Origin of the sequence: Ligilactobacillus ubinensis, from assembly GCF_024160875.1 — a bacterium.
In the GTDB taxonomy this organism is placed as follows: Bacteria; Bacillota; Bacilli; order Lactobacillales; family Lactobacillaceae; genus Ligilactobacillus; species Ligilactobacillus ubinensis.
The window spans coordinates 1-25,360 of record NZ_JAIULA010000019.1 but is presented as its reverse complement, the minus strand read 5'-3'; the positions used below and the strand labels follow the sequence as shown (position 1 = coordinate 25,360).

The 25,360-nt window shown below is 34.6% G+C and carries 18 protein-coding genes and 6 tRNA genes; 4 read left to right on the top strand and 20 right to left on the bottom strand.

Annotated elements, in window-relative coordinates:
• Nucleotides 1-49: 49 nt before the first annotated feature.
• Nucleotides 50-1,384 (top strand): C1 family peptidase, encoded by a 1,335-nt coding sequence (locus tag LB941_RS09235; RefSeq protein ID WP_253361460.1) that lies wholly within the window; start codon nt 50-52, stop codon nt 1,382-1,384.
• Nucleotides 1,385-1,519: 135 nt separating this feature from the next.
• Here LB941_RS09235 and LB941_RS09230 read toward each other — a convergent pair whose 3' ends face one another.
• The 5 genes from LB941_RS09230 to LB941_RS09210 form a co-directional block, all read right to left on the bottom strand.
• Nucleotides 1,520-3,016, bottom strand: coding sequence for an FAD-dependent oxidoreductase (locus LB941_RS09230; RefSeq protein ID WP_253361458.1), 1,497 nt, complete (start codon nt 3,014-3,016; stop codon nt 1,520-1,522).
• A 260-nt stretch (nt 3,017-3,276) separates the two neighbouring features.
• Complete coding sequence (locus LB941_RS09225; RefSeq protein ID WP_253361456.1) at nt 3,277-3,963, bottom strand: 2,3-bisphosphoglycerate-dependent phosphoglycerate mutase; 687 nt, start codon at nt 3,961-3,963, stop codon at nt 3,277-3,279.
• Between the two features lie 139 nt (nt 3,964-4,102).
• A complete protein-coding gene (locus LB941_RS09220; RefSeq protein WP_253361454.1) occupies nt 4,103-5,254 on the bottom strand; it encodes a C40 family peptidase in 1,152 nt (383 codons plus the stop codon).
• 512 nt (nt 5,255-5,766) lie between these two features.
• A complete protein-coding gene (locus LB941_RS09215; protein ID WP_253361452.1) occupies nt 5,767-6,738 on the bottom strand; it encodes a DMT family transporter in 972 nt (323 codons plus the stop codon).
• Between the two features lie 16 nt (nt 6,739-6,754).
• The gene (locus tag LB941_RS09210) at nt 6,755-7,702 is read right to left on the bottom strand and encodes an AEC family transporter (protein WP_253361450.1); all 948 of its coding nucleotides are present in this window, start codon (nt 7,700-7,702) and stop codon (nt 6,755-6,757) included.
• 203 nt (nt 7,703-7,905) lie between these two features.
• Between LB941_RS09210 and LB941_RS09205 the strand changes: the two genes are divergently transcribed.
• Entirely contained in the window at nt 7,906-9,105 is a 1,200-nt protein-coding gene (locus LB941_RS09205) for an LCP family protein (protein WP_253361447.1), read from the top strand.
• 82 nt (nt 9,106-9,187) lie between these two features.
• Here the strand turns inward: LB941_RS09205 and LB941_RS09200 are convergent, their stop codons facing one another.
• The 4 genes from LB941_RS09200 to LB941_RS09185 form a co-directional block, all read right to left on the bottom strand.
• Nucleotides 9,188-10,171, bottom strand: coding sequence for a beta-ketoacyl-ACP synthase III (locus LB941_RS09200; protein ID WP_253361445.1), 984 nt, complete (start codon nt 10,169-10,171; stop codon nt 9,188-9,190).
• Nucleotides 10,172-10,247: 76 nt separating this feature from the next.
• Nucleotides 10,248-10,332: transfer RNA gene (locus LB941_RS09195), tRNA-Leu, on the bottom strand.
• A 56-nt stretch (nt 10,333-10,388) separates the two neighbouring features.
• On the bottom strand, nt 10,389-10,841 hold the full coding sequence (locus tag LB941_RS09190; RefSeq protein WP_253361443.1) for a SprT family protein: 453 nt from the start codon (nt 10,839-10,841) through the stop codon (nt 10,389-10,391).
• Nucleotide 10,842: 1 nt separating this feature from the next.
• Nucleotides 10,843-13,032: a Tex family protein gene (locus LB941_RS09185; RefSeq protein ID WP_253361441.1), complete on the bottom strand. Its 2,190-nt coding sequence runs from the start codon at nt 13,030-13,032 to the stop codon at nt 10,843-10,845.
• A gap of 103 nt (nt 13,033-13,135) precedes the next feature.
• On the opposite strand from LB941_RS09185, the gene recQ reads away from it, so the two are divergent.
• Nucleotides 13,136-14,929, top strand: coding sequence for a DNA helicase RecQ (gene recQ, locus LB941_RS09180; protein ID WP_253361439.1), 1,794 nt, complete (start codon nt 13,136-13,138; stop codon nt 14,927-14,929).
• Nucleotides 14,930-15,023: 94 nt separating this feature from the next.
• On the opposite strand, the gene ppsA is transcribed toward recQ, so the two are convergent.
• Nucleotides 15,024-17,414 (bottom strand): phosphoenolpyruvate synthase, encoded by a 2,391-nt coding sequence (gene ppsA / locus LB941_RS09175; RefSeq protein ID WP_253361437.1) that lies wholly within the window; start codon nt 17,412-17,414, stop codon nt 15,024-15,026.
• A 399-nt stretch (nt 17,415-17,813) separates the two neighbouring features.
• Nucleotides 17,814-18,641, bottom strand: coding sequence for an NAD(+) synthase (nadE, locus tag LB941_RS09170; protein WP_253361435.1), 828 nt, complete (start codon nt 18,639-18,641; stop codon nt 17,814-17,816).
• Between the two features lie 144 nt (nt 18,642-18,785).
• Here nadE and LB941_RS09165 point away from each other — a divergent pair, with 144 nt between their 5' ends.
• Nucleotides 18,786-19,520: a WecB/TagA/CpsF family glycosyltransferase gene (locus LB941_RS09165; RefSeq protein ID WP_253361433.1), complete on the top strand. Its 735-nt coding sequence runs from the start codon at nt 18,786-18,788 to the stop codon at nt 19,518-19,520.
• Nucleotides 19,521-19,590: 70 nt separating this feature from the next.
• On the opposite strand, the gene LB941_RS09160 is transcribed toward LB941_RS09165, so the two are convergent.
• The 9 genes from LB941_RS09160 to LB941_RS09120 all read right to left on the bottom strand — a co-directional run bounded on the left by LB941_RS09160 (nt 19,591) and on the right by LB941_RS09120 (nt 25,276).
• Nucleotides 19,591-20,292 carry a GntR family transcriptional regulator gene (locus tag LB941_RS09160; protein ID WP_253361430.1) on the bottom strand — a complete coding sequence of 234 codons (702 nt, stop codon included), beginning with the start codon at nt 20,290-20,292 and terminating at the stop codon, nt 19,591-19,593.
• Between the two features lie 60 nt (nt 20,293-20,352).
• Nucleotides 20,353-21,489, bottom strand: coding sequence for an N-acetylglucosamine-6-phosphate deacetylase (gene nagA, locus LB941_RS09155; RefSeq protein ID WP_253361428.1), 1,137 nt, complete (start codon nt 21,487-21,489; stop codon nt 20,353-20,355).
• 77 nt (nt 21,490-21,566) lie between these two features.
• Nucleotides 21,567-22,367 (bottom strand): pyrroline-5-carboxylate reductase, encoded by an 801-nt coding sequence (gene proC, locus LB941_RS09150; protein WP_253361426.1) that lies wholly within the window; start codon nt 22,365-22,367, stop codon nt 21,567-21,569.
• An 88-nt stretch (nt 22,368-22,455) separates the two neighbouring features.
• Nucleotides 22,456-22,527: transfer RNA gene (locus LB941_RS09145), tRNA-Gln, on the bottom strand.
• Nucleotides 22,528-22,532: 5 nt separating this feature from the next.
• Nucleotides 22,533-22,615 (bottom strand) — tRNA-Tyr (locus LB941_RS09140).
• A 397-nt stretch (nt 22,616-23,012) separates the two neighbouring features.
• Nucleotides 23,013-24,482 carry a peptide MFS transporter gene (locus LB941_RS09135; RefSeq protein WP_253361424.1) on the bottom strand — a complete coding sequence of 490 codons (1,470 nt, stop codon included), beginning with the start codon at nt 24,480-24,482 and terminating at the stop codon, nt 23,013-23,015.
• A 505-nt stretch (nt 24,483-24,987) separates the two neighbouring features.
• Nucleotides 24,988-25,060: transfer RNA gene (locus tag LB941_RS09130), tRNA-Thr, on the bottom strand.
• A gap of 7 nt (nt 25,061-25,067) precedes the next feature.
• Nucleotides 25,068-25,139 (bottom strand) — tRNA-Glu (locus LB941_RS09125).
• 64 nt (nt 25,140-25,203) lie between these two features.
• Nucleotides 25,204-25,276: transfer RNA gene (locus LB941_RS09120), tRNA-Asn, on the bottom strand.
• Nucleotides 25,277-25,360: the final 84 nt, after the last annotated feature.

The window sequence follows — 25,360 nt, the reverse complement described above, 5'->3', positions numbered from 1 at the left end:
ATAATAAAGCTACAATGTTATTAATTCTACTAAAGGAGAGTGACTCTCAGTGACTAAAGAAATTAGCACTAAGCAACTTACAGCCTTTCAGGCCGACCTTGATAATCATCCTGCACATTCAGTTATTGAACGAGCAGTTACTAAAAATGGCATTTTAAAAACCAGTGCCGATTATCATTCAGAAATAACTATGACCCCTGTTTTTTCAATTGATTTAGATACTGGTAAAGTAGCAAATCAAAAACAATCTGGTCGTTGTTGGATGTTTGCAGCGTTAAACACAATGCGTCATGATATCAAAAATAATTTCAAAGTTGCAGCTGACTTTGAATTATCTCAAAATTATACTTTCTTTTGGGACAAATTAGAAAAGGCTAACTACTTTTATGAAAATGTTCTAAAGACCGCATCATTACCAACTTCTGATCGCAAAGTAGCTTGGTTAATGACAACTCCACAACAAGATGGTGGCCAATGGGATATGATTATGGCGATTATCCAAAAATATGGCATTGTCCCTCAATCAGTAATGCCTGAAACTTACAATTCAAGTGCTTCGCGTGAATTTAATTCTACTTTTAACTTAAAACTGCGCAAAGATGCTACTGAATTACGTGAGTTAGTTGCTAGTCATGCTACTGAAACTGAAATTGCAAAACGTAAAGAAAAAATGCTCACTGAAGTTTATCGCATGGCTGCTTATAGCTTTGGAGAACCACCTGCCACATTTGATTTTGAATATCGAGATAGTGACAATAATTACCATATTGATTACGATTTAACTCCGCAATCTTTCTTTGAAAAATTTGTTGGATGGAATCTAAGTGATTATGTTTCTATTATTAATGGACCCACTGCAGACAAACCATACAATCATATGTATACAGTTGAAATGCTTGGTAATGTCGTGAACGGTCGTGAAATTCGGCACCTAAATGTTACCATGGATGATTTTCGAAAAATTGCGATTGAACAATTAAAATCAGGCGAAAGTGTTTGGTTTGGTTGTGATGTTGGGCAAGAATCTGATCGTCAAAAGGGAATTATGGATACCGAACTATATCATAAAGATGAACTCTTTGATATCGACTTATCAATGTCTAAAGCAGAACGCCTTGATTATGGTGAAAGTCTTATGACACATGCTATGGTTCTAACAGGTGTTGATTTAGTAAATGGCAAACCAACAAAATGGAAGGTTGAAAACTCTTGGGGTGATAAAGTCGGAACAAAAGGCTTTTTTGTCATGAGTGACAACTGGATGGAAGAATTCTGTTATCAAATTGTTGTTAACAAAAAATTCTTACCGCAAAACTTGCAAGATGTACTAGCTGAAAAGCCAACCGTTCTAGCTCCATGGGATCCAATGGGTTCATTAGCTTAAACAAATAGCAATTAATCATTAAATTATATGAAGTACCCCATAATTGTTGGCATAAAAACTGACAATTATGGGGTACTTCACTTTTTTTGTATATTACATTATATCATAATAAATTTACTTTCATGTGCTTGCATACTACGAATCTGCATCCTGTGTTGCATATTTGCCAGCTAACCTGCCAAAGGTCATCGCATGACTTCCTGTTAGACCTGGTACACGGTCAGGATAAGAGCCCCAGAAAAATCCGCCTGAGCAATTGCCAGCCGCATATAAATTCGTAATAGGCATACTATTTCTATCTAGTACCTGCATCTTATCATTTACACGTAAACCATCTAATGTTGCTAACAACATGCCACCGATTGTTACACCATAAAAAGGACCTTGTTCAATTGCAATTAACCGGGATGCTTCTTTTCCAAAATCAACATCTTTTTTCTCTACGCATAATTGATTATAGCGCGCTATTGTTTTTTGCAATTGTTCCTTTGGTAATTGTAATTTTTCGGCTAACTCTGAAATTGATGCTGCTTTTTTTACAATACCATCTTCAATAAGTGAATTGATATTTTCTTTTTGTTGCTCTAGTCCAAGAATACCTGGCCACCCTAACCGTGCACAGCCTAGTGTATGAAATGCATCTAGATTGTTCAATGTGTTTTCATCCCAGATCATAACTTCAAGATTACCCGGTTGATGTAATAAACTATTCATCGCAAATTGATAAGGTGCACTTTCATTAAAGAAACGTTCTCCACGTAAATTCACTTTTAATAGTGGATAACTTCCAAGAACACATGACTTATAATCCCATTTTTTGATGTATGTGGTACTCATATTAGTTCCAACAGGAACTGCACCACGATCAAAAATGATTGAAGCTGCTTCATCATCTTTAGTTGCACCGATTTCTAAAGCAGCAACAATACCCGACCCATCATCACGTGGACTAACTGTGCAAACACATTTTTTAAACAAAGTTGGAGCCCACTTTTGAACTAAAGCCTCATTTGCACCATAACCGCCTGTACATAAAATTACTCCTTGCCTTGCTCTTACTTGATATACTTCACTTGTTGTTTCATCTTTAACACTTATTCCAACAACTTTCTTTTTTTCATCAACCAGTAGATGCTCTAACTTAGTACTATAAACAAACTCAACTCCTAGTTTTCTATTTTTTTCAAGCAGATACTCGCCCCATGTAAAATCAGATGATGTATCATCTGCACTCACATGTAGTTCCGTAGGAAAAGCTTTATTTATTAACGTTTCATATTTTGCATCTGGTTCAACATATAAATGGACATTATGTGGCTTTAATACCTCTTTTTCAAGCCAATCAAGCATCTCACCACTGTTATTAACCCATGTTTTAATTAAACGCTGATTCACATTATCTTGTGCAAATGCTGATAAAAATTCAATTAGTTTTGCCTTATCAATATTTATTCCTGCTTTAGTCTGTGCTTTACTACCCACGCCTCCAAGCCAATGTCGAAATAAATTAACTGAGCTATGCATCTTATCAATTACTAAAACTTTAGCCCCATTTTCAGCAGCGGCAGCGGCAGCAAAAGCACCCGCATTACTAGCACCTACAACGATTACATCATATTCGTCTTTAAGCATTTATTTTCTTCCTTTCTATCAACACTACGATACTACCAAATTTGCTTCAAATAATACTAATCCATTTATGACAAAAAAACATAAGATAAAATTTTACAGACATATTATAAACTCATGCCAATTCAATGTAAACGCTTTAAAAAAATAAAATTTAATTAAAAAAGACCCATTCTGAACCAACCTCCAAAAGTTTGATTTTTAGTCTAACCCCTTTTTGGACACTTCATTCATATCTAGATCTTTTCTCTGTTTTTATTTAATTATATGCTCTTTTTTATTATAATTTCTTTACTAAGTATATTTAAGCTGTCATCTAAGGTATATATAATTGGTTCACTGTTTTCAACTTCAACCCCATTTATGTCAGTATCGCTAATTTTTTCTAAATACTTTATTATTGCTCGAATCGTACTTCCATGTGCAACAACCAACTGATTTTTTCCTTGTAATAACTGTGGTACTATTTCATCTTGCCAATAAGGCAAAATGCGCGTTAATGACATTGCTAGACTTTCTGCTCTAGGAAGTGATTTAGGATCAATTAACGCATATCGTCTGTCTTGATCTGTTTTTTCTAAATATGGAGGAATCGCGTAAAAAGATCTTCTCCATAATGCTACTTGCTTTTTACCATAAACTTGACGTGTATAATCTTTATTGAGTCCACGCAATGCACCATAATGACGTTCATTTAGCCGCCATGTTTTATATATCGGAATCCATAATTGATGACAATTTTCAACTATAATATTTGCAGTTACAATCGCTCTTTCTAAAACTGATGTGTGTACAGCATTAAAAACAATTTTCTCTTCATTTAATAGTTTTCCAGCCATTGCAGCTTGGTGCTTACCTTTATTTGTTAACGGTACATCATTCCAGCCAGTATATACATTATCTTTGTTAGCAATGCTCTCTCCGTGTCTAACCAATACTAGTTTGACCATTTATTATCCTTCTCTTCTATCCTTGATAAGCTCTATCTTACCAAATCTTTTGGAAATAATAAATAAAAAAAGAGCAACTATAACGTCATAAGTTACAGATACTCTTTTAATTATGAATTGTATGTTAGAAAATTAATATTTAGTTTATCCGCCCTGCAAATGCTGGTGCCCAGCTACTTATCGAACCAGTTTGTACAACAGTTCCTGTATGTGGTGCATGAACATATTGACCATTACCGATATAAATAGCTACGTGATAAACACTGCCACCTTCAGTCCAGAATAATAAATCTCCAGCCTGAGCTTGTGAAACAGAAATCCGAGTTGTTTGTGCTGCTTGTCCAGCTGCTGTACGTGCCAAGGAAACACCAAATTTAGCATATACATATTGTGTCAATCCAGAACAGTCCATTCCCGATAATGATGAGCCACCATATACGTATGGAATATTAAGTTTCGTCAATGAAACAGCCATATTTACAACTGAACTTGTATCAACCGATGAACTTGATGCCGAAGTGCTAGATGTACTTGTCGCACTTGATGTAGATGTAGATGAACTCGACGTTGAACTTGATGTTGAACTTGTATTTGATGATGAACTTGTTGAAACAGAACTTGCAGCACTTTCAGCTGCTGTTACTGCGTTTTCTGCTTCAGTTGTACTTGAAGCAGATGCAACTTGTTTGGCTGCTTCTTCTGCCGCCTTTTGAGCTGCTTCTGCGGCAGCTTTAGCTTCTGAATCTTCCTTAGCTTTCTTAACTTCCAATGTTGTTTGTTGGACTGCTAAACTTGCTCTATCATTCAAAAGTTGTTCATTTTTAGTCTTTTGTTCTTTAGCAGCTTTTTTCAGTTCACTTTGCTTTTGTGCTAACTTTTCTTTATCACTTTTTTGATCTGCTAATGCTTGATCATTTGCATGTACAACTGTTGCCACAGTTACAGTACGACTCACCGCTTCCGTTATACTGTCTGAATTACTTACAAATTCAAGCATTGAACTTGCATCATTTAATTGAGCCGAGCGTGCTTGCTTAGCTAATTGTGCTGAGCGTGCCTCAATATTTTGCTTTAATGTTGCAATTTGCTGTGATGCAGCTGACTCTTGACTTTGTAATTTTTCTAATGCCTTTTGACCATCACTAATTTTTGTTTGTGTATCTGAAATCTGAGTCTTAACGCTATCTAAATCTGATTGTGTATCAGCCGAAACACTTGTTACAGCAACTCCTAACACTGTTATAACTGTTGCAGCTAATGCTGTTACTCTCCCAAAACCCGTTTTCTTCATAAGACATACTCTCCTGTACATACAATTCTATGTTATCGTTTCATAATTTGGCTACGCTTAATATTTTATCATATTTATCCAGAAGCACTATTACAATAAATTTACAATAACAAAGAAAAGCAAGCGTTTAAGTCCGAAATGTTACAGCAATGTTTCATGAAGTCACATAAACGATAAATTGTATTTAAAATAAAATAAAAAGTATCTAAAATGTATTTTTTATGCAATTTTATTTACTTAAATGAAAGCGTAATACTTACTAATTTATCTTACTTCATACAAAAAAAGAATGCTAAAAAACGGTAGCTAGAAAATCTAAATGTTATAAAACAGATAATTTGACATGGGGATTAGTTAATTTTGCAGTCAATTGTCTCTTAGCACACATTTTTGTACCAACCTATTGAAGAAAAAGAGTCTGTGATTTTTTCCCAGACTCTTTGCTCCTTTATATGAAATTCATCTATTATTTTCCAAATATATCCTAAAATAGCAATAAAGGGTAACATCATCTACTTCTGCTTACCTTTTGAAAAACTTTCTAATTCTGTATTTTTTTCAGCACTTTGATTACCAACAAATGTTACTACTGAACCAATCAAGATAATTATAATACCGACAATAGTGGTTCCAACTATTTTTTCATGAATTAAAATTGCTGCTAGAATCGGTGCCAAGCCCGGTTTAATAAAGAAAACCAGTGATGCTGTTGAAACATCAGAATTTTCCATTGCCAAAAAGTAAAACGCAAACCCGCCCCCAGTTACTCCTATACCAATATATAGTAGTAACGGTAATGCACTCCATGAAATATGCGCTATTATTGGAATACTTGCAAAAGTTGCCAAACCACTATGGGCTAGTGCAGTTGAAATTACAGGAATATGTGTTATTAGTGACAAGACAAATAGTTCAGCTGTTCCTGCAATGAAAGTGTAACAGGTCATTACAATTCCATTTAACTCTAATTTATTTGAACCATAACGAGAAATAATTGAATAAAAGCCAAAGATAATTGCTGATAAAAGTGCCAACATAATTCCTAATGGTTTCGATAGATGTGCTGGATCAACAATAATAGTTAATCCTACCAGGGAAATAACAAGAGAAATAACACTTGCCCGACTCATCTTTTCATGCAATAGTAAAAAGGCAAATAGTAATGCAAAAACTGGATTGCAACTAAACAATACAGCTACTGTTGATGCTTTAGTGTTGGCAACTGCTAATTGAAAAAGGGTCATACTAACAATGACACAGAAAAAACCCGTAACCAAAAATAGTTGCCAGTCTTTCAAACTAAGCTTACGTTTTTTTTGTTTTAATCCTCTTTGCGCTATCGGCAATAAAATCAGAGCACCAATAAAAAAACGAATTAAATTTAACTGAATCGGGTTAAATGTTGCTCCTGCAATTTTTAAGGTTATTTCCATAGAGCTAAACAAAAATGTTGAGAGCAAGATATAGATAACTGTTTTTTTCACTTTTTTGAACTTCTTCCTATACAAAATTTTGTGTAATCAGCATTATGATTGGTACAACGACTACAGTCATTAACGTTGTCTCAGTTACCATAACTGCTGCGTAATCTGCATCTGCTCCGTATAATTTTGCAACAACTGGCGCATTTGTCATAACTGGCATTGCAGATTGTAAAATAAATACCTGCTTCATTAGCATCGGCATTGAAATTGGCATTATAATTAAAGTCATAAGTAATGGGGCACAAATGAAACGTCCTATAAGAATTAAAACATTATCCTTATGCAAAGTCATCCTATTTAATCCAGCATGTGCAACAGATAGACCAATAAAAATCATAGATAATGGAATGGTTAGGCCACCTAAATAATGCATATCACTCTCTAAAAAAGTTGGTAGTTTTATATGTAGTAAAACGAAAATCACACCAACTATATAGCCCAGTAACGGCGGCGAAAAAACTTTTCTTATCGCTTGTCTAATATCAATCCGCGTTTTTTGTCGACCATCTTTTTGGATAAAGTACGTTCCAATTGTCCAAAAAAAAGTTGTATTGCACATATAATATATCAATACATACGGAATACTTTGATTACCAAATAATGCCTCATTAATAGGCAATCCCACAAAAACAGTGTTCGAGTTAAAAAACATTGATGTAAAAACCCCACGCCGGTTCTTATCAATTTTAAAAACTCTAACTACTGCAAGTGCTAAAGCTAACAAAATTGTCATTGACAACGCTGGATAACGTAAATTTGGAATCATTTTCATCAATTCTGTAGCTGTAAATTTAGTCGTTACTGTGTCAATCATATAGCATGGTAATGCTACTTGAGTAACCAATCTTGCAATCAGTCCTGAAGCTTTTTCATCAAACCAACCTTTTTTAGCTAATATATAGCCTACAACTACCATAATTAGAATAACTAATACTCCAGAAATACTGTGAACAAACACTTGCATAACAATCACTTCTTTCAATGCTTACATGGTTTTTAGTATAACACATCCTATCTTATGTTTTTAAGCATATTTTAATGAAAACGTTATATATAAAAACCGACTAAGATTTATTAATTTAATTTTAAAAAAATTCTGACTGTTTTAATTCCTGAATCTTCCGTGTATAATGACTTGTAGTACATATTACTAGTAAGGAGTCACGTATGAATAAAAAAAACAGACGTCAGCATAGTGACTATGTTGATATTCCTCCACGACGCGAACAAAATAATACTGCTCAACGTTCACGCCATGCGATAAAACATAAACCTAATGTTCGTCGTAAGAGAGTCTTTTTAGCTCTTCTAGTTATCACTTTAGGAATTTTTTATGGTGGTGGTGCCTATCTTTATAACATGCTTTACACAGCCAAAACAGCTGTCACCAAAACATATACAAAATCTAATGTCAAAAAATTACGTAATGTTTCACAAGTTTTAAAATCTAAAAAAGCTATTTCTATTTTACTTTTAGGCACAGATACTGGTGATTTAGGCCGTACTGATAAGGGACGCACTGATACCATTATTATTGCAACTATCAATCCATCAACCAAAAGAGTTACTTTAACAAGTATTCCACGTGATTTACAAGTTAAAGTTTCCGGTTCTTCTGATAGTTACGACAAAATAAATGCCGCTTATACAATTGGTGGAGTATCTTCTTCAATTAAAACTATTCAAAATACTCTACACATCCCAATTGACTTTTATGTTTTAGTTAATATGGGTGGCTTGAAAAAGATAGTCAATGCCATTGGCGGTGTAACTATCACACCAACACTTACCTTCTCCTATGATTCAGTTAGTGTTACAAAGGGGAAGAAAGTCACATTAAATGGTAGCAAGGCTTTAGCTTATTCGCGTATGCGTTATTCTGATCCGTTAGGAGATTACGGCCGTCAAAAACGGCAACGCCAAATCATTACTGCGATTATTAAAAAATCGATGTCTGTTTCAACTTTATCAAGTTACAAGAAACTATTAGCTACACTTGAAGATAACATGAAAACAGATTTAACTTATAATGATATTTTGACAATTATTTCAGAATATAAAGATGCTGGTAAAACCATCAAATCTTATACTTTGCAAGGTGAAGATGCAACAATTAATGGTGTATCATATCAGGTTGGTACAGCCGAAACAAAGAAAAAGACCTCAACTAGGATTCGTAAAGAGCTTGGCTTGAATGCTTCAACCGCAACCTTTATCGGTCGCATCTATTCATCCTACTCTTCTTACGGAACGACATCTAGTTATGGATCAACTTCTAGTTCCAGTTATTATGGTAATTACAGCACTCGAAGTAGTTATAGCACATACGGCGGTAGATACTCTACTTCTAGTAGCTCACGTTATTAATTAATATTTAGTATTCAAATAGGAGATAGAAAAATAATTTTTTCTATCTCCTATTTTTTATTACCAAACTTTACAATTCTTTTTATATACAGCTTAAATCTAACAAGATACTTCCATATGCTAATCCCGAGCCAAAGCCACATAACAACACTCTTTTAGGAGTTGCACCGCTTTCTAGTTTGTGGTTTAACGCTAATGGTATGCCAGCAGATGAAGTATTACCAACTGTTGGAATATCAATCGCAAATCTATCCAATGGTATTTCTAAATTTTCTGCTAACTTTTCTATTAAGCGCAAATTGGCTTGATGCGTTACAATAAAATCTAAATCTTGAGGCTGCAATTTATTTTCTACCAAAAAGTCTTTGATATGTTGCAAGACTACAGTTGTTACAAACTCAAATACAGCTCGTCCATCCTGATAAAAAGCATCTATTTGTGGATAATTGCTTGCTGCTATCTTACTCAAAGGTTTAATCCGACCACTGTGAATTACATCTGCATCACCTATTGTACATAATTTTTCTGCTAAAAATATCTCTTTACTTATGTCATCAGTAGCTTCAATAATTACTCCAGCTGCACCATCTCCGAAAAATACCGTGGAGGTTCGATCTTTAAAATCCATCATTTTTGAATTTGTTTCTGCTGAAATAACCATTGCTCTTTTATATAGTTTACTGCGTAAAAATTTTTCTGCAGTACTAAGTGCAAATATAAAACCTGCGCATGCTGCGGATAAATCGTAGGCAAAAGCATTCCTTGCTCCAATATTCCCCTGAACAATTGCTGCCGTTGATGGCGTAATTGCATCCGGTGAAATTGTAGAAATGATAATGAGATCAATTTGTTTTGCATCCAGATTTGCTCGTTTTAATAGCTGTAACGCAACTTTTGTAGCCATATCTGATGTGTTTTCATCAAGTGCATAATGACGCTCTTTTATCCCTGTATGGGTTTGAATCCATTCATCAGACGTTTCCATAATCTGACTTAGTTCATCATTATTTACCACTCTATTAGGTAAATAACCTGCACTGGCTATTAATGTCACAGCTTTTGTCATATTAGCACCTCTTCTTTATATTTATAAAAACAACAAAGAGGTCGAGAAAAATAGTTTTCTCAACCTCCTCTTACAATGCGGGTAAATGGATTCGAACCATCACGAGCGCAATGCTCACCAGATCCTTAGTCTGACGCGTCTGCCAATTCCGCCATACCCGCAACAACAAGAATAATTATAGCAAACGCATCTAATATTAGCAACTATTTTCTATATTTTAATTTTTTTGATTTAACTTTTTAAGTGTCAATTGTCCTCGACACTGGGAACACACATATTTTGTCATATCTACTTTTCTCTTTCGATAATACAGTTTCTTACAATTACTACATTGATATACATATCGGTATTTTCTAGCTGCTGCTGGTGCATAGCGACTAGCACCTACACGTTTAAGCAACCGTTTAAAATCTCGATCTTTATGCTGGTATCCACAATTTGCTAAGTGTAGATGATAGTGGCATAGTTCATGTTTTACAATGCCTTCAAAAACAGAATAATCATACTCGGCTATCATTTTAGGATTAATTTCAATATTATGATCCTTTAAACGATAACGTCCACCAGTTGTCTTTAATCGCGAATTAAAAAAAGCTTGATGTGTAAATGGAATTCCAAAAGATTCCAATGAAATTTCTTGTACTTTTTTTGTTAACTCGGCATCGTTCATATTAATTACCAGATTTTTTGGGTTCAAGCATCGTTAGCTGGATTCGATTTCTCTTTAAATCAACACTTTCAATCCACACTGTCACAATATCTCCAACTGCAACAACTTCACTTGGACTACTGATAAATTTTGTACTTAATCTTGAAATATGCACTAAACCATCTTGCTTTACTCCAATATCAACAAATGCACCAAAATCAACTACATTTCTGACTGTACCTTGTAGTTGCATTCCATTTTTTAAATCCTCTATTTTCAGTACATCAGTCCGCAATAATGGAGACGGCATTTCATCGCGTAAATCACGTCCCGGCTTTTCTAAACTTGCTACAATATCTTGAATAGTTTCAAAACCAATCCCTAATTGATTTGCAAATTCACTTAAATTCTTAGCTGCCAGTTTTGTTTTAACTTGTTTAGTTCCAATATCTGCACGCTTTAGATCTACCATATCAAAAAGTTTTTGTGTTACCTGATAACTTTCTGGATGAATATCCGTATTATCCAAAATGTTTTCTCCACCAACAATACGCAAAAATCCGGCTGCTTGTTCATAAGCTTTAGGACCCAAGCGAGCTACTTTTTTTAATTGTTCACGTTTCATAAACTGACCATTTTCGTTTCTATATAAAACAATGTTTTGTGCAATTGTTTTATTTAATCCGGAAATGTGTTCCAATAGCTCTGGACTTGCTGTATTTAAGTTAACCCCAACTTGGTTTACACTTGTTTCAATTACTGTGGATAACTTTTCATCTAATTGCTTTTCAGGTAAATCGTGCTGATATTGACCTACACCAATCGCTTTAGGATCTATTTTAATTAATTCAGCTAATGGATCTTGCAATCTGCGCGCAATACTTACTGCAGAACGTTCCTCAACATTAAAATCAGGGAATTCCTTACGCGCAACTGTACTTGCTGAATATACCGATGCTCCAGCTTCATTGACAATAATATAAAAGACTTTTTGCTCTACGTCTTTTAAAACATCGGCTACAAATTGTTCGGATTCACGACTTGCTGTTCCATTTCCAATCGCAATCATTTCCACATTATATTTTTTAATTAATGCTTTTAGTGTTGCTACTGCCTGTGCACGTAACTTAGGATCAACTTTAGCTCCTTTATGCTTTTCATGTGGATAAATGACACTCTTATCTAAAAATTTACCTGTTTTATCAACAACTGCTAACTTGCAGCCTGTTCTATAGGCTGGATCTAGTCCTAACACAACTTTTCCCTTTAATGGTGCTTGCATCAATAAATGATACAGATTTTCTCCAAAAACACTAATCGCTTGCGTTGCTGCTTTTTCAGTCAAATTTTTTCGGATCTCACGTTCTATCGCTGGTTTAATAAATCGCTTATACGCCTCAGTATAAGCTTTTTCAACTAATTGTGTTGTTTGATAGCTCGTTGGTTGATTGGCAACAAACAATGAATGAAAATATTGTAAAGCATATGCTTCATCTATTGTAATTTTAACTCGCAAAACGCCATTTTTTTCTCCACGATCAAGCGCCAAAATTCGATGGGCTGCAATTTTTTTTACACTTTCACTAAATTCATAGTAGTCTTGATAAACGTGATTTTCATCTTTAGTTTCATCTTTTAATTCAGCTACCACAAGTCCAATTTGTTCTGCTTTACGCCGGACCCAAGACCGCAAGCGGGCATTTTCACTAAAAGCTTCTGCTAAAATCTCACTTGCACCTGCTAAAGCTTCATCTATCGTTGGAACCTTATCTGATAAAACTTCATCACAAATCTGGCTTAGCTTTTTATCATCCGCAAAAGCTGTTATTGCTTTTGCTAGTGGCTCTAATCCATTTTCACGTGCAATTTGCGCTTTAGTTCTACGTTTTTGTTTATATGGTAAATATAAATCTTCAACATCTTGAAGTGTCTGTGATTGTAATATTTTTGCGCGTAAAGAATCTGTTATTTTTCCTTGTTCTTCTATTTTTGTAATTACATCTTTTTTTCGTTTGGTTAGTTTTTCAATCTGGAGATAAGTCGCTTGGATTTCACGTAATTGTACTTCATCTAAACTTCCGGTTTTTTCCTTGCGATATCGCGCAATAAACGGAATTGTACTTCCATCTGCAAGCATATCTAATGTTGCTTCGATTTGCTTAGGACGATAGTTTAATGCTTTAACTGTTTGATTAAAAATTTCTTTTTCCAAATAATCCACCTAACTTTTCTAAATACTCTAAGTTATTATACTATTTTTTTGTAGACATTACTTGTATTATTAAAATAAGAACTAAAACAAATGAGGTAAAAAAATGTCACCACTTTTAGCATTAAACAAATACTTTGGCTATGATTCTTTTCGGCCTGGACAAGCTGAAATAATCGATAAAATTTTACATAAACAAAACACTTTAGCTATTATGCCTACTGGCGGTGGTAAATCACTGTGCTATCAAATCCCAGCACTTGTTTTGCCTGGTTTAACTCTAGTTATCTCACCTTTAATTTCTTTAATGAAAGACCAAGTTGATGCTTTAAATGACAATGATATTCCTGCCGCTTATATTAACAGTACTCTAGATTACGCAGAAGTATCCGCAAATTTTGTTAAAGCACGTAATGGACAAATCAAATTACTGTATATTGCACCCGAAAGATTAGAGTCACCTCGTTTTTTAGCTAGCTTGAATACACTTGCTATTTCTTTGATTGCTGTTGATGAGGCTCACTGTATCTCACAATGGGGCCATGATTTTCGTCCTAGTTACTTAAGTTTAGCCGCTAGTATCTCACAAATATCGCAAACCCCACCTATTCTTGCTTTAACTGCTACAGCTACCAATCAAGTTGCACAGGATATTTGTACCCGTCTACAGATTAATTCTTCAAATCAAATAAAAACGGGGTTTGCTCGACCTAATTTAACCTTTAAAGTCGTTAAAGGCCAAGATACACTTTCATTTTTACTTAAATATTTAAAAAATAATCCTACACAATCTGGCATTATCTATGCTTCTACACGTAAAATGGTTGAAAAAATTGGCACTTTTCTCCAAGAAAAACAGATAGCAGCAGTCATTTATCATGCTGGCTTATCAGAACATGTTCGTCGCCAAAACCAAGAAGATTTTCTATTTGAACGTGCTAATGTTATTGTTGCTACTAATGCTTTTGGTATGGGAATAAATAAAAGTAACGTTCGTTTTGTAATCCATGCTCAAACCCCCGGTAGTATTGAAGCTTATTATCAAGAAGCCGGCCGTGCAGGTCGCGATGGTTTACCTAGTGAAGCTATATTGCTTTATCATAGCCAAGATATGCTGACACAACGTTTTTTTATTGATAATTCAGAAGCTGATGAGAGCTATAAAACTAATCAGTATCAAAAAATTCAAGACATTACGCATTATGTCAATACAGAAGTTTGCTTACAACAATATATCGTTCGGTATTTTGGTCAAGAAATTGACCCTTGTGGTAAATGTAGTAATTGTACTGATGAGCGATTAACTCATGACATTACTATCGAAACGCAAAAAATACTCTCATGTGTCATTCGCATGCATGAGCGATTTGGAAAAAAATTAGTCGCTCAAGTTTTATATGGTTCTAAAAATAAAAAAATAGCTGAATTAGCTTTCAATCAGCTTTCAACTTTTGGAATCATGCATTCTATGCATCTAAAAGATATTGAAATGCTTATTGACTATCTTCTTGCTAGTGGTTATCTAGTCGCCGATAGCTCGCAATATCCAACCCTTAGTGTCACAAAACTGGGCAGTTCAGTATTACAAGGAAATCACCAAGTAAGCCAAAAAGTTACGCAAGCCACACAAACCACAACTCTTACTGATATTGACCTTACTTTGTTTGAACACCTTAGACAGTTACGCTTGGATATTGCGCGAAAACAAGCTGTTCCACCTTTTGTTATTTTTTCAGATACAACTTTGCAAGAGCTTTGTTCTGTTCAACCTAAAACTCTTGATGATATGCTAAACATTAGGGGAATCGGAACAAATAAACTGGCTAAATATGGTCAACTTTTCTTAGATGAACTATTAAAATATGCAAATGAATCAGCTAAAAACCAGGTTATCCAATGACACTTTATCATTAGCTTAGTTGAAATTTAGTGACAATAAAAAAACGGCAATGGCATTTTTTATTACCATTGTCGTTTTTACTTTTAAAAATCATTTACCATTCATAGTCTTCAAAATTCTTTTTACCTTTACCAGTTGCATGATCCAGTAGAATTCTTTGTTCAAAATGTGCCACATTGTGTTTAGTAGCTTTAACCATATCTGGATTAACCGAAACGTAGTCAATTCCACTTTGAATTAAGAATTCAGTGAAGTCAGGAAACTCTGATGGCGTCTGACCGCAAATAGAAACTGTTTTACCAGCATTATGCGCTGTCTTAATCAAATGGCAAATAGCACGTTTCACCGCTAAATTGCGCTCATCAAATAACTCAGATACGGTATCGTTGTTTCTATCGCAGCCTAACAATAACATTGTTAAATCATTTGAACCAATTGAATACCCATCAATAAATTGATTAAATTTATCAGCTAAGATAATATTACTTGGAATTTCAGCCATCATGTATACTTTAAAATCAGAGCTACGCTGTAAACCTGCTTCTTGCATAATATCTGTGACCTTTCTCGCTTCATCAACTGTTCTGACAAATGGAATCATCACATTCAGATTAGTTAAACCAAAATCATTCCGGACTTTTTTGACCGCTGCAAGTTCTAGTTTAAAGGCATCAACATACTTAGGATCATAATACCGAGAAGCGCCACGCCATCCCAATAAATCAGCTGGTTCTTCTGGCTCATATTTCTCGCCGCCCTTTAAATTGCGATATTCACTAGACTTGAAATCAGAGAAACGTAAAATAACAGGACGTGGTGCCATTGCACGAGTTACTTTGCTAATACCTTCAGCTAGCATGTTTACTACTTTTTCAGGATGTCCTTGCTCAATCAAGTATAGTGGGTGCTCGTGAATATACGTTGTCCAAAGAAATTCTTCTCGCATTAGTCCAATTCCATCTGCTGGTAAAGAAGCATATTTATTAGCTAAATCAGGATTACCCAAATTCATCATTACTCCAGTAGCCGTTGGTGCAAAGTATTCTGCTGCAACCTGATTTGTATTTTCTTGTTCTTTATCAGAAGTTGTGATAGCTTTCAAATCGCCTGCATAAACCACTCCATTTTTGGCATCTACCGTTATAATATCTCCTGTATGCAAAACATCTGTTGCTGCTGCACCTCGACTTTTTGTACCTACAATACACGGAATTTGCATTTCTCTAGAAACAATTGCTGCATGACAAGTCATTCCACCATTATTTGTTACAATCGCGGCTGCTTTTTTCATTGCTGGTACCCAGTCTGGCGATGTCATCAATGTTACTAAAATTTCACCTTGCTTAAATTCATTTATATTATCTGGACTGTCTATAACATGTACTTTCCCTGAAGCAATTCCTGGACTAGCTGGCAATCCTCGGGTAATTATTTCTGCATTAGTTGGTTCTTCACTCACAGCATCTGCAGTAGGTTTTTGTTGCTTTTTTTTGCGTGACCAAACTGTTTCAGGACGAGCTTGCACTAACCATAATTTGTCTGTATTTTTGTCTAATGCAAATTCCATATCCATATAGCAACCATAATGTTCTTCTATTTTTTTAGCATATCCGGCTAATTCAAGTACTTGTTCATCCGTTAAAACAGGCTTATTGGCAATTTCAGCAGGAACATCTTGCTCTTTTACACCACCATCTGGTAGTCGAATTAACTCCACATCTTTATTTGTAATGTTCTTAGAAGTAATTTTCATCGTCTTTTTATCTACTAGAAAATCATCTGGGGTAACAGTTCCTTGAACAATATATTCACCTAAGCCCCAAATCGCATCAATAATTACCTTTGTATCATCTCCCGTAGCTACATTAACACTGAACATTATTCCTGATGACTTTGAAAAAACCATCATTTGAATAGCAGCTGATAATGCTACCTTTTCATGCGGAAACTGCTGTTTATGCCGATAATACGTAGCACGATCAGTAAATAATGATGCATAGCATTCCTGAACCTTTTTTACAACATCTGCACTCCCACGAACATTTAAATATGAATCTTGTTGTCCTGCAAAAGATGCATCTGGTAAATCTTCAGCAGTAGCACTCGAACGAATTGCTACAAATGGATCACTTTGATTCATTTTCTTCCCTAATTCTTGATATGCTTGCTCAATGTTGTTTGCCAAATCATCAGGCATCTTGGCAGTTGTTATTAGATTTCGAATCTGCGTACAAGTACTATGCAGTTCATCGCTATTTTCATAATCATTGATGCCTTCTAACAATTCATTAACTTTGTCATTTACACCTGTTGCCTGCATAAAATAACGGTAGGCCCGGGCTGTAGTGGCAAAACCATAAGGAACAGGAATACCTGCTAATGAAGTTAATTCACCCAATGACGATGACTTACCACCAACTAAATTAACATCGGCTCGATGAAGTTCATCAAACCATAAAACATTTGCTTCTTCTTTACGTTCCATAAAGATTGCCTCCCTTAATAAGTTTATCTGTAACCGCTTACAAATAAAGCTTACTACTTTATTTACAATAGTCAACTTCTCTTATAAATCTCTAATCTAAATTTTTTTAGGAGATATTTATTCATTTATTTTGTTTACCATAAGTATACCCAAACTTCTTATCCAACAAATATATTTTATAACTAAATACCTACTAAAAAAATTTGACTATAACTACTCGTAGTAGCGTGAATGCCACAAAAAACAATTAACTACAACGTATTAACATTATAATCACAAATGTTCTGGGATTAAGTTGTAACTAGCTACCTTAAAACATACATTTTTGTACTAAATATTAAAGGAGTCCGAGAAATGAAGTTTATCCCTCATTTCTCGGACTCCTTTATGGTTAACTATTTATTTCCAAAACTCATCATATACTGTAATTGGTAAGTGACGTTTATGTTGTGTCTTAATATACCAATTTTCGATTTTTTCAGCTGCACTTGCTGCTATATCCTTACCTTCCAAATAATCATCAATATCTTCATACTTCACACCCAAGGCTATTTCATCCGGTAAAGCAGGCCGATCTTCTTCTAAATCAGCAGTTGGTGTTTTTTGGTAAAGATGTTTTGGCGCATTAAGCAATTCTAACATTTGACGACCTTGTCGTTTATCTAATCGCCAAATTGGAGTAATATCTGCACCTCCATCACCAAACTTGGTATAAAATCCAGTTACTGCTTCAGCAGCGTGATCTGTGCCTACAACTGCGCCATTATATGCACCAGCTATCCCATATTGAGCAATCATTCGTTGCCGTGCTTTTATATTTCCTTTATTAAAATCACTTATATTTAGACCATTTTTTTCAATTGCTGCAACCATTGCATCTGCAGCCTCTTTAATATTAACCCGTGCTGTTATATCAGCTTGTATAAATTCAATTGCATCTAAAGCATCCTGTTCATCAGCTTGTTCTCCATATGGTAAACGCACAGCTACAAACTTATATGTCTGATCACCTGTCTCCAAACGCATTTCTTTAATAGCCATTTGGCATAATGTTCCAGTTAACGTAGAGTCTTGTCCGCCTGAAATACCTAGAACTAAAGCCTTTAAAAAGGTATGCTTTTTAAGATATGCTTTCAAAAATTCAATCGAACGTCGAATTTCTTTTTCAGGATCAATCTCAGGTTTAACACACAGCTCTCCAATAATTTCTTTTTGTAAGGGACGCATAGGTCACCCTCCTTTAGATATTAGATGTTACATTTTATATCATTATATTTTACGCTATTTTTATAAAAAAAGATAGTCTAAACAGTAACCCAAACGGAGGATTGCTGTATAATAAACATAATTACTAGTGAAAGTAGGTTGATTATGTCAACTCCATTTACTCAAATACCCATTCTCGGTATGAACTTTATTAAAGCAACGAACACTGCCTTTCTTGAGCAAATAAAAAAAGACAGTTTGGCTCATAAAAATCGCTTTATTGTTACCGCTAATCCAGAAATTGTGTTGGCAGCACAAAAAGACTCTAAATTTGCAGATATTATTGCTCATGCTGATTATACTACAGCAGATGGCATTGGAATTGTTAAGGGCGCTAGAATCTTAAACACTCCACTACCAGAACGAATTACAGGCTATGATACCATGTGTTCTTTGCTTAAATGGGCCAATGAACAACACAAAAAAGTTTATTTTTTAGGTGCTAAACCAGCAGTAATTACAGATGTTTTAAAAAACGTACACGCAAACTATCCTAGTATTAATATTTCAGGTTTCCATGATGGCTATTTTAACGATGACGCTACTATCATTAAAGAAATCTCTGATACACAACCTGATTTTGTTTTTATCGCCCTAGGATTTCCAAAACAAGAATTTTTCATTGCCAAAAATCGTTTTTCCAGTCCATCTATTTGGATGGGTGTTGGTGGTAGCTTTGATGTGCTTGCAGGCCATGTTAAACGTGCCCCTGACTTTTGGGTCAATCATCATATTGAATGGCTATATCGGCTATTAAAAGAGCCTAGTCGTTTTTTCAGAATGTTAGCTTTACCCAAATATCTTCTTTTAGTTTACAAAGAGAAGTTTACAAAAAAATAACTACTAAAGGACAAAAGCTACGAACTTTCTTCGTATCTTTTGTCCTTTATCCATATAATATATATCACTATTATTTTTCTAAATAAAATTCGAACCTATCTCCAACATACTGCGTACGTACATATTCAAATGGTTGTCCATTACCTAAAAATGTAACCTGACGCAATCGTAAAATAGCTGCTCCTCGCTTAATATCAAGATAATCCGCTATCTTCTCAGATGCCAACATTGCCGATACATTTTGCTGTGCGTGACCAATTTGTAATCCATTATCTTCAAGTGCACGATAAAGTGACTTAGTTATCTGGTTACGATCATATTCCTGAACTAAATCATAAGGAACTGTTGCTACCTCAAAGCAAATTGGCAAGTCATCCGCATAACGAATTCTCTCCATCCTTAAAACACGTTGTTTATCTTCTAAGTTTAATTTCTCTGTCTCGCTTAAAGATGGTGCTGTTATCATATACGTAACTGTTTTACTCGAAGGTTTTTTCCCTTGAGCTTCTGTTAACTCAGTAAAACTAGTTACCCCGGAAGACATTTTTTCTTGTACCTTCTGTCGGGCAACAAATGTACCTGAACCAACATGTCGTTCCAGTACCCCCTCATCTACTAAAGTTTGTATAGCTTGACGTAATGTCATTCGACTAACACTGAAATTAACTGATAATTCGCGCTCTGATGGTATTTTTTCTCCAACCCGCCATTTACCAAGTTCAATCTTTTTTTTAATTTCATTATGAATTTGAATATAAATTGGCAATCCCATTTCAAAATTCCTTTCTAGTCATAAATAATTAGTCCGTCATCTATACAAAACAAAAGAATTTTAACGTTTAAATAGTCGTCCATAACTATATGTTTCGATTACTTTAAAATCAAAATCAAGAATATTAATATCGGCATCTTTTCCGATTGCTAAGCTGCCTTTTTGACTAAGATTAAATTCCTTTGCCTGATTAACTGAGGACATTTTTACAGCGTCTTCAATACCACAGCCTGTGAAACGCATAATATTTATAAATGCATCATTATATTTCAATACTGAACCTGCTAAATTCCCTGATTCCAATCGTGCTTGCTTATCTTTAACAATTACTTTTTGACCACCCAACTCTGAGACGCCTTCAGGCATACCTTTAGCTCGCATAGAGTCCGTCACTAATTCAAGTTTATCAGCACCTTTTAATTCATACGCTAACTTAATCATATCTGAACAAACATGAAATCCATCTGCAATAAGTTCACAATACATATTATTTTCCAAAAGTGCATGCCCTGTAACACCTGGTTCACGATGCTTAAATTCACGTTGGGCATTATATAGATGCGTAACGTGTGTCGCTTTAGATGCTTTCATCTGTTTTCTTGTTGCATTGCTGTGTCCAACAGAAGGAACAATCCCATTATTTAAACAATATTCTTCAAACTCTGCAGAAGTTTCATATTCAGGTGCATAAGTCACTAATTTAATTAATGAATTACATTTCTTATTCCATTTCTCCATTTGTTTAACATCAGGTGCTTTAATATATTCTTCTGGTTGAGCACCTTTAAAAATTGTTGAAACAAATGGGCCTTCTAAATGAACGCCTTGGATAACTTTGTTTTTAGCAGCCACTTTTTTTATTGCGTCTAAAGCTTTATCAATACGTTCTGGAGACTGGGTCATCGTAGTTGGGAAAATAGTAGTCACTCCATCATAAACCATGTCATTGACCATTTCATCTAGTTCTGTAGCATCTCCATCCATTGTATCGAAGCTATAACCTCCATGACAATGAACATCGATAAATCCAGGTATAAGTATTTTTCCTTCTAAATCAATAATCTTATCGTCACTTGTTTTTGCTTCATAATTAGCCATTGTTCCAAGTGATTCAATTGTATCATCAAAACGGATATACCCATCTTCTATTTTTTCTAGACCTGTATATATCGTTGCATGTTTTAGTACTGTACTCATTTTAAGCCCACCTTTTTATATAGAGTTATCTATTTCCATCTTAAAAGGTATAGACCAAAATTGCAAGTAAACTCTTTTTATTTTCCCTGATCTTTGGCAACCGTTGCATCAATACCTTTAACTACAGCATTCATAAATCCGGCTTCTTCCATAGCTAGTAAGCCTGCAATTGTTGTTCCACCAGGTGAGCAAACTTCATCAATCATTTCAAACGGTGTCTTATCACTTAATAGAACTTTTTGTGCACTGCCTAAAACTGTTTGAGCTGCAATTTTTGTTGCTTGTTGCTTTTTTAAACCATACTTAACACCTGCTCGTGCCATTGCATCAATAAAGAAATAGACAAACGCCGGTGAGCTGCCCGCTATAGCTGAAAAAATGCTGAAGTCTTTTTCTTCTATCAAAGCTACTTTTCCTTCACTTGCAAATAATCGTTCACAGATTGTTAGATTCTTTTCTGATACATTTTTATTTCCAACAATAGCTGTCATTCCTGCACCTATTTCAACATTAACATTAGGCATAATCCGTATAATCTCTAAGCTTGAATCTGTAATTTCATTTTCAATATCTGTAAGTGAGGTGCTTGCCGCCATAGATACCAAAAGTGGCTTTTTCATTTGAACAGTCGCTTTAATCTCAGCAAGCACTTTACCTAAAATTATCGGTTTAACAGCTAAAAAAACGATATCTGAATGCTCAACAACTTCAATATTACTAGAACATGCTATTAAACCATTTTTCTTCGCATAAGGTTCGTATCTATCTATATGCGCACTGTGTATAAAAATATTGTTTGCAGCAACAACTTTTTTATCTAACCAACCTGCAATAATTGCACGTGCCATATTACCTGCACCAATAAATCCGATTTTCATGTAATCACCCTCACAAATATATAAAATTTAATATTAAAAAAACTGCAGTTCTAACCATCCTTAGTCAAAACTACAGCTTTACACATTACTGGGGTAGCTGGATTCGAACCAGCGCATGACGGTACCAAAAACCGTTGCCTTACCACTTGGCTATACCCCAAGAAATGGAAGGGAGTGGATTCGAACCACCGAACCCGAAGGAGCGGATTTACAGTCCGCCGCGTTTAGCCAGACTTCGCTACCCTTCCAATTTATAAAACATCGTTAAATATCCGACTTATATATGATACCTGTTTTTTTAAAATTATGCAAGCTTTATTTCAAGTGCTTTTTATCTAACTAAAACGGCTATTATTCATTATTCTATACTAAAAAAGAACATTACAAAAGGCGATTAGCCAGCAAACGTTACCGTTGTCCCCGAGATGATTTGATACTAGAATTACCTAATTTACAAAATCAAGTGCAACTAACTACATTTTAATCTCGACTATTTGGAGATAAAAAAAGTCTGGATTTTTTAGCAATCCCCCTAAGGTTAAATGATTTTCACTTTAACTTTAAGAGTAATGCCATATTTCTCAGACTTTTTATACTATAACTATTTAGTTCTTCATTAATTATCGCATCTAAAATTATTTGTTATTAAGCAATTCCTTCCATTAATTTCTTAATTCTAGGAACAAATAATAACAATACAACTCCAAATACAATCGTAATCACACCGACAATTCCATAATAGTGGACTTCATTTTTAACTGTATAAAAACGAACTAACTGTGCGTTAAACGCTTGTGCAACTGCATCACTTAAAAACCACATACTCATCATTTGAGATTGAAATGCCTTAGGTGCAAGCTTAGTTGTTACGGATAATCCAATTGGTGAAATCAACATTTCTCCAACAATAACTAAAGCCCAACTCATAATAAGCCAGAGTGGACTAACTTTGGCACCAGTTCCAAATAACATTCCTGGTAACATCATCCATAAAAATGAGATTCCAGCAAAAAATAATCCATATGAAAATTTAGTTGGAGATGATGGTTGTCTTTTTCCTAATTTTGTCCATAACATTGCAAAGAAAGGTACATACACCATTATGAACAATGGATTCATGGTTTGAAAATAACTAGACGGAAATGAATATCCAAAAATGCTTAGTCTTGTTTGTTGATCAGCAAATAGTGCTAAAACTACAGATCCCTGTTCTTCAATTGACCAAAACAAAATTGCTGCAATAAATAAAGGTATATAAGCAATCACACGCGAACGCTCGGTTTTCGTAATTTTACGACTACCAATGATTAGTACAAAATAATAAATAGGAATACATACCGCTACTACTGTGATTAAATTGATAATATTAAGAATTGTCAACATTCCAAATAGCTTCATAATTATTAAAACCAATGCAACAGCTACAATAGCAACAACAACTTTTTGTACTAATTTTTTTATTTCCTCAGGTTCTAATGGATCACTTGGGTATAGACTTTCTTTTGATAAATATTTTTTACCATCAATCGTATATTGAAGTAAGCCAAAAAACATCCCAATTGCTGCAAGTGAAAAGCCTAGATGAAAATTCACATTCTGCCCTAAATATCCTACAACAATAGGTGCTATAAACGCACCTAAATTTATCCCAAAGACAAAAATACTGAATCCTGCATCACGTCTCGTATCCTCTTCCGAATACAAGCCACCAACCATTTCAGAAACATTTGGTTTTAATAATCCAGTACCTACAACAATCAATGCAATTGAAATAAATAAAGCAATTTTTCCAAAAGGTGTGGCCAAAGCAATATGGCCTAGCATAATTAATACACCACCGACAAAAACTGTGCGCCGACTTCCCCAAATACGATCACTAATGAATCCACCTATCGTACTAGAAAGATAAACTAGTGAACCATAAATAGCCATAATCGATGCAGCCGTCGTTGTAGAAAAACCTAATCCACCTTTTGATACACTATAATACATGTAGTATAGTAAAATAGCACGCATACCATAGTAACTAAATCTTTCCCACATTTCTGTGAAAAACAGAGTTGATAACCCACGCGGATGTCCTAAAAAGGTAGCTTCCTTTGTGTTATCATTCATTAAATAACTCCTCCAAACTTAATTTCTGCGGAAAAAATATCTACCGTAAAAATATTCTTTAAAATAATATTGAACAATAATCTTAAAAACAAATTATATGTATCATAAATAATTATAGTTTTTAATAAAAAAGGCGTCAATAAACTACTTGATATATTAATAATAACTTCATTATTCTTATTTAAGTAATAGTGATACATGCCTATGTTAATTTACATAATTCTATATTTATCGCACTGTATATACTCAAAAGCCATATGATTGAGCCTTAAAAATACATTTAATTTTTTATCATTTGTTCAATTTGTTCATATTTAAAATGAGAATTAATATATTTTTATAATCTAATGTTAATCTCAAACATTACTTATGCCGTCTTCCATTCTTAAATTTTTAAAATTTATATTATAATCTTCACGATAAAAGTCCTATTCTTCTTATAAATAAAAAAAGCTTCGAATCTAACATTCAAAGCTTGAATAATCTCATATAACTTAGCAAATGATGCCGGCTGCAGGATTTGAACCTGTGACCCTCGGTTTACGATACCGATGCTCTACCAGCTGAGCTAAGCCGGCCTCTTCATGACCCGTACGGGATTTGAACCCATGTTACCGCCGTGAAAGGGCGGTGTCTTAACCACTTGACCAACGGGCCATCTAAATATCTATTTAATTATTCCAAATATTAATCTACTACGATTTTCTAGGAATACATAAAACTCCGGTAGGCGGACTCGAACCGTCGACACCCTGATTAACAGTCAGATGCTCTACCAACTGAGCTATACCGGAATAACAAGCACGGCAACGTCCTACCCTCGCAGGAGGCGATCCTCCAACTACTCTCAGCGCTATGAAGCTTAACTTCTGTGTTCG

Excerpts from the sequence above, each read along its gene's own strand:
- nagA (WP_253361428.1), bottom strand. The coding sequence starts at position 21,489 with ATGAGTACAGTACTAAAACATGCAACGATATATACAGGTCTAGAAAAA.
- proC (WP_253361426.1), bottom strand. The coding sequence starts at position 22,367 with ATGAAAATCGGATTTATTGGTGCAGGTAATATGGCACGTGCAATTATT.
- LB941_RS09135 (WP_253361424.1), bottom strand. The coding sequence starts at position 24,482 with ATGAATGATAACACAAAGGAAGCTACCTTTTTAGGACATCCGCGTGGG.
- LB941_RS09205 (WP_253361447.1), top strand. The coding sequence starts at position 7,906 with ATGAATAAAAAAAACAGACGTCAGCATAGTGACTATGTTGATATTCCT.
- LB941_RS09200 (WP_253361445.1), bottom strand. The coding sequence starts at position 10,171 with ATGACAAAAGCTGTGACATTAATAGCCAGTGCAGGTTATTTACCTAAT.
- LB941_RS09230 (WP_253361458.1), bottom strand. The coding sequence starts at position 3,016 with ATGCTTAAAGACGAATATGATGTAATCGTTGTAGGTGCTAGTAATGCG.
- LB941_RS09210 (WP_253361450.1), bottom strand. The coding sequence starts at position 7,702 with ATGCAAGTGTTTGTTCACAGTATTTCTGGAGTATTAGTTATTCTAATT.
- LB941_RS09160 (WP_253361430.1), bottom strand. The coding sequence starts at position 20,292 with ATGGGATTGCCAATTTATATTCAAATTCATAATGAAATTAAAAAAAAG.
- recQ (WP_253361439.1), top strand. The coding sequence starts at position 13,136 with ATGTCACCACTTTTAGCATTAAACAAATACTTTGGCTATGATTCTTTT.
- LB941_RS09225 (WP_253361456.1), bottom strand. The coding sequence starts at position 3,963 with ATGGTCAAACTAGTATTGGTTAGACACGGAGAGAGCATTGCTAACAAA.
- ppsA (WP_253361437.1), bottom strand. The coding sequence starts at position 17,414 with ATGGAACGTAAAGAAGAAGCAAATGTTTTATGGTTTGATGAACTTCAT.
- LB941_RS09190 (WP_253361443.1), bottom strand. The coding sequence starts at position 10,841 with ATGAACGATGCCGAGTTAACAAAAAAAGTACAAGAAATTTCATTGGAA.
- LB941_RS09165 (WP_253361433.1), top strand. The coding sequence starts at position 18,786 with ATGTCAACTCCATTTACTCAAATACCCATTCTCGGTATGAACTTTATT.
- nadE (WP_253361435.1), bottom strand. The coding sequence starts at position 18,641 with ATGCGTCCCTTACAAAAAGAAATTATTGGAGAGCTGTGTGTTAAACCT.
- LB941_RS09220 (WP_253361454.1), bottom strand. The coding sequence starts at position 5,254 with ATGAAGAAAACGGGTTTTGGGAGAGTAACAGCATTAGCTGCAACAGTT.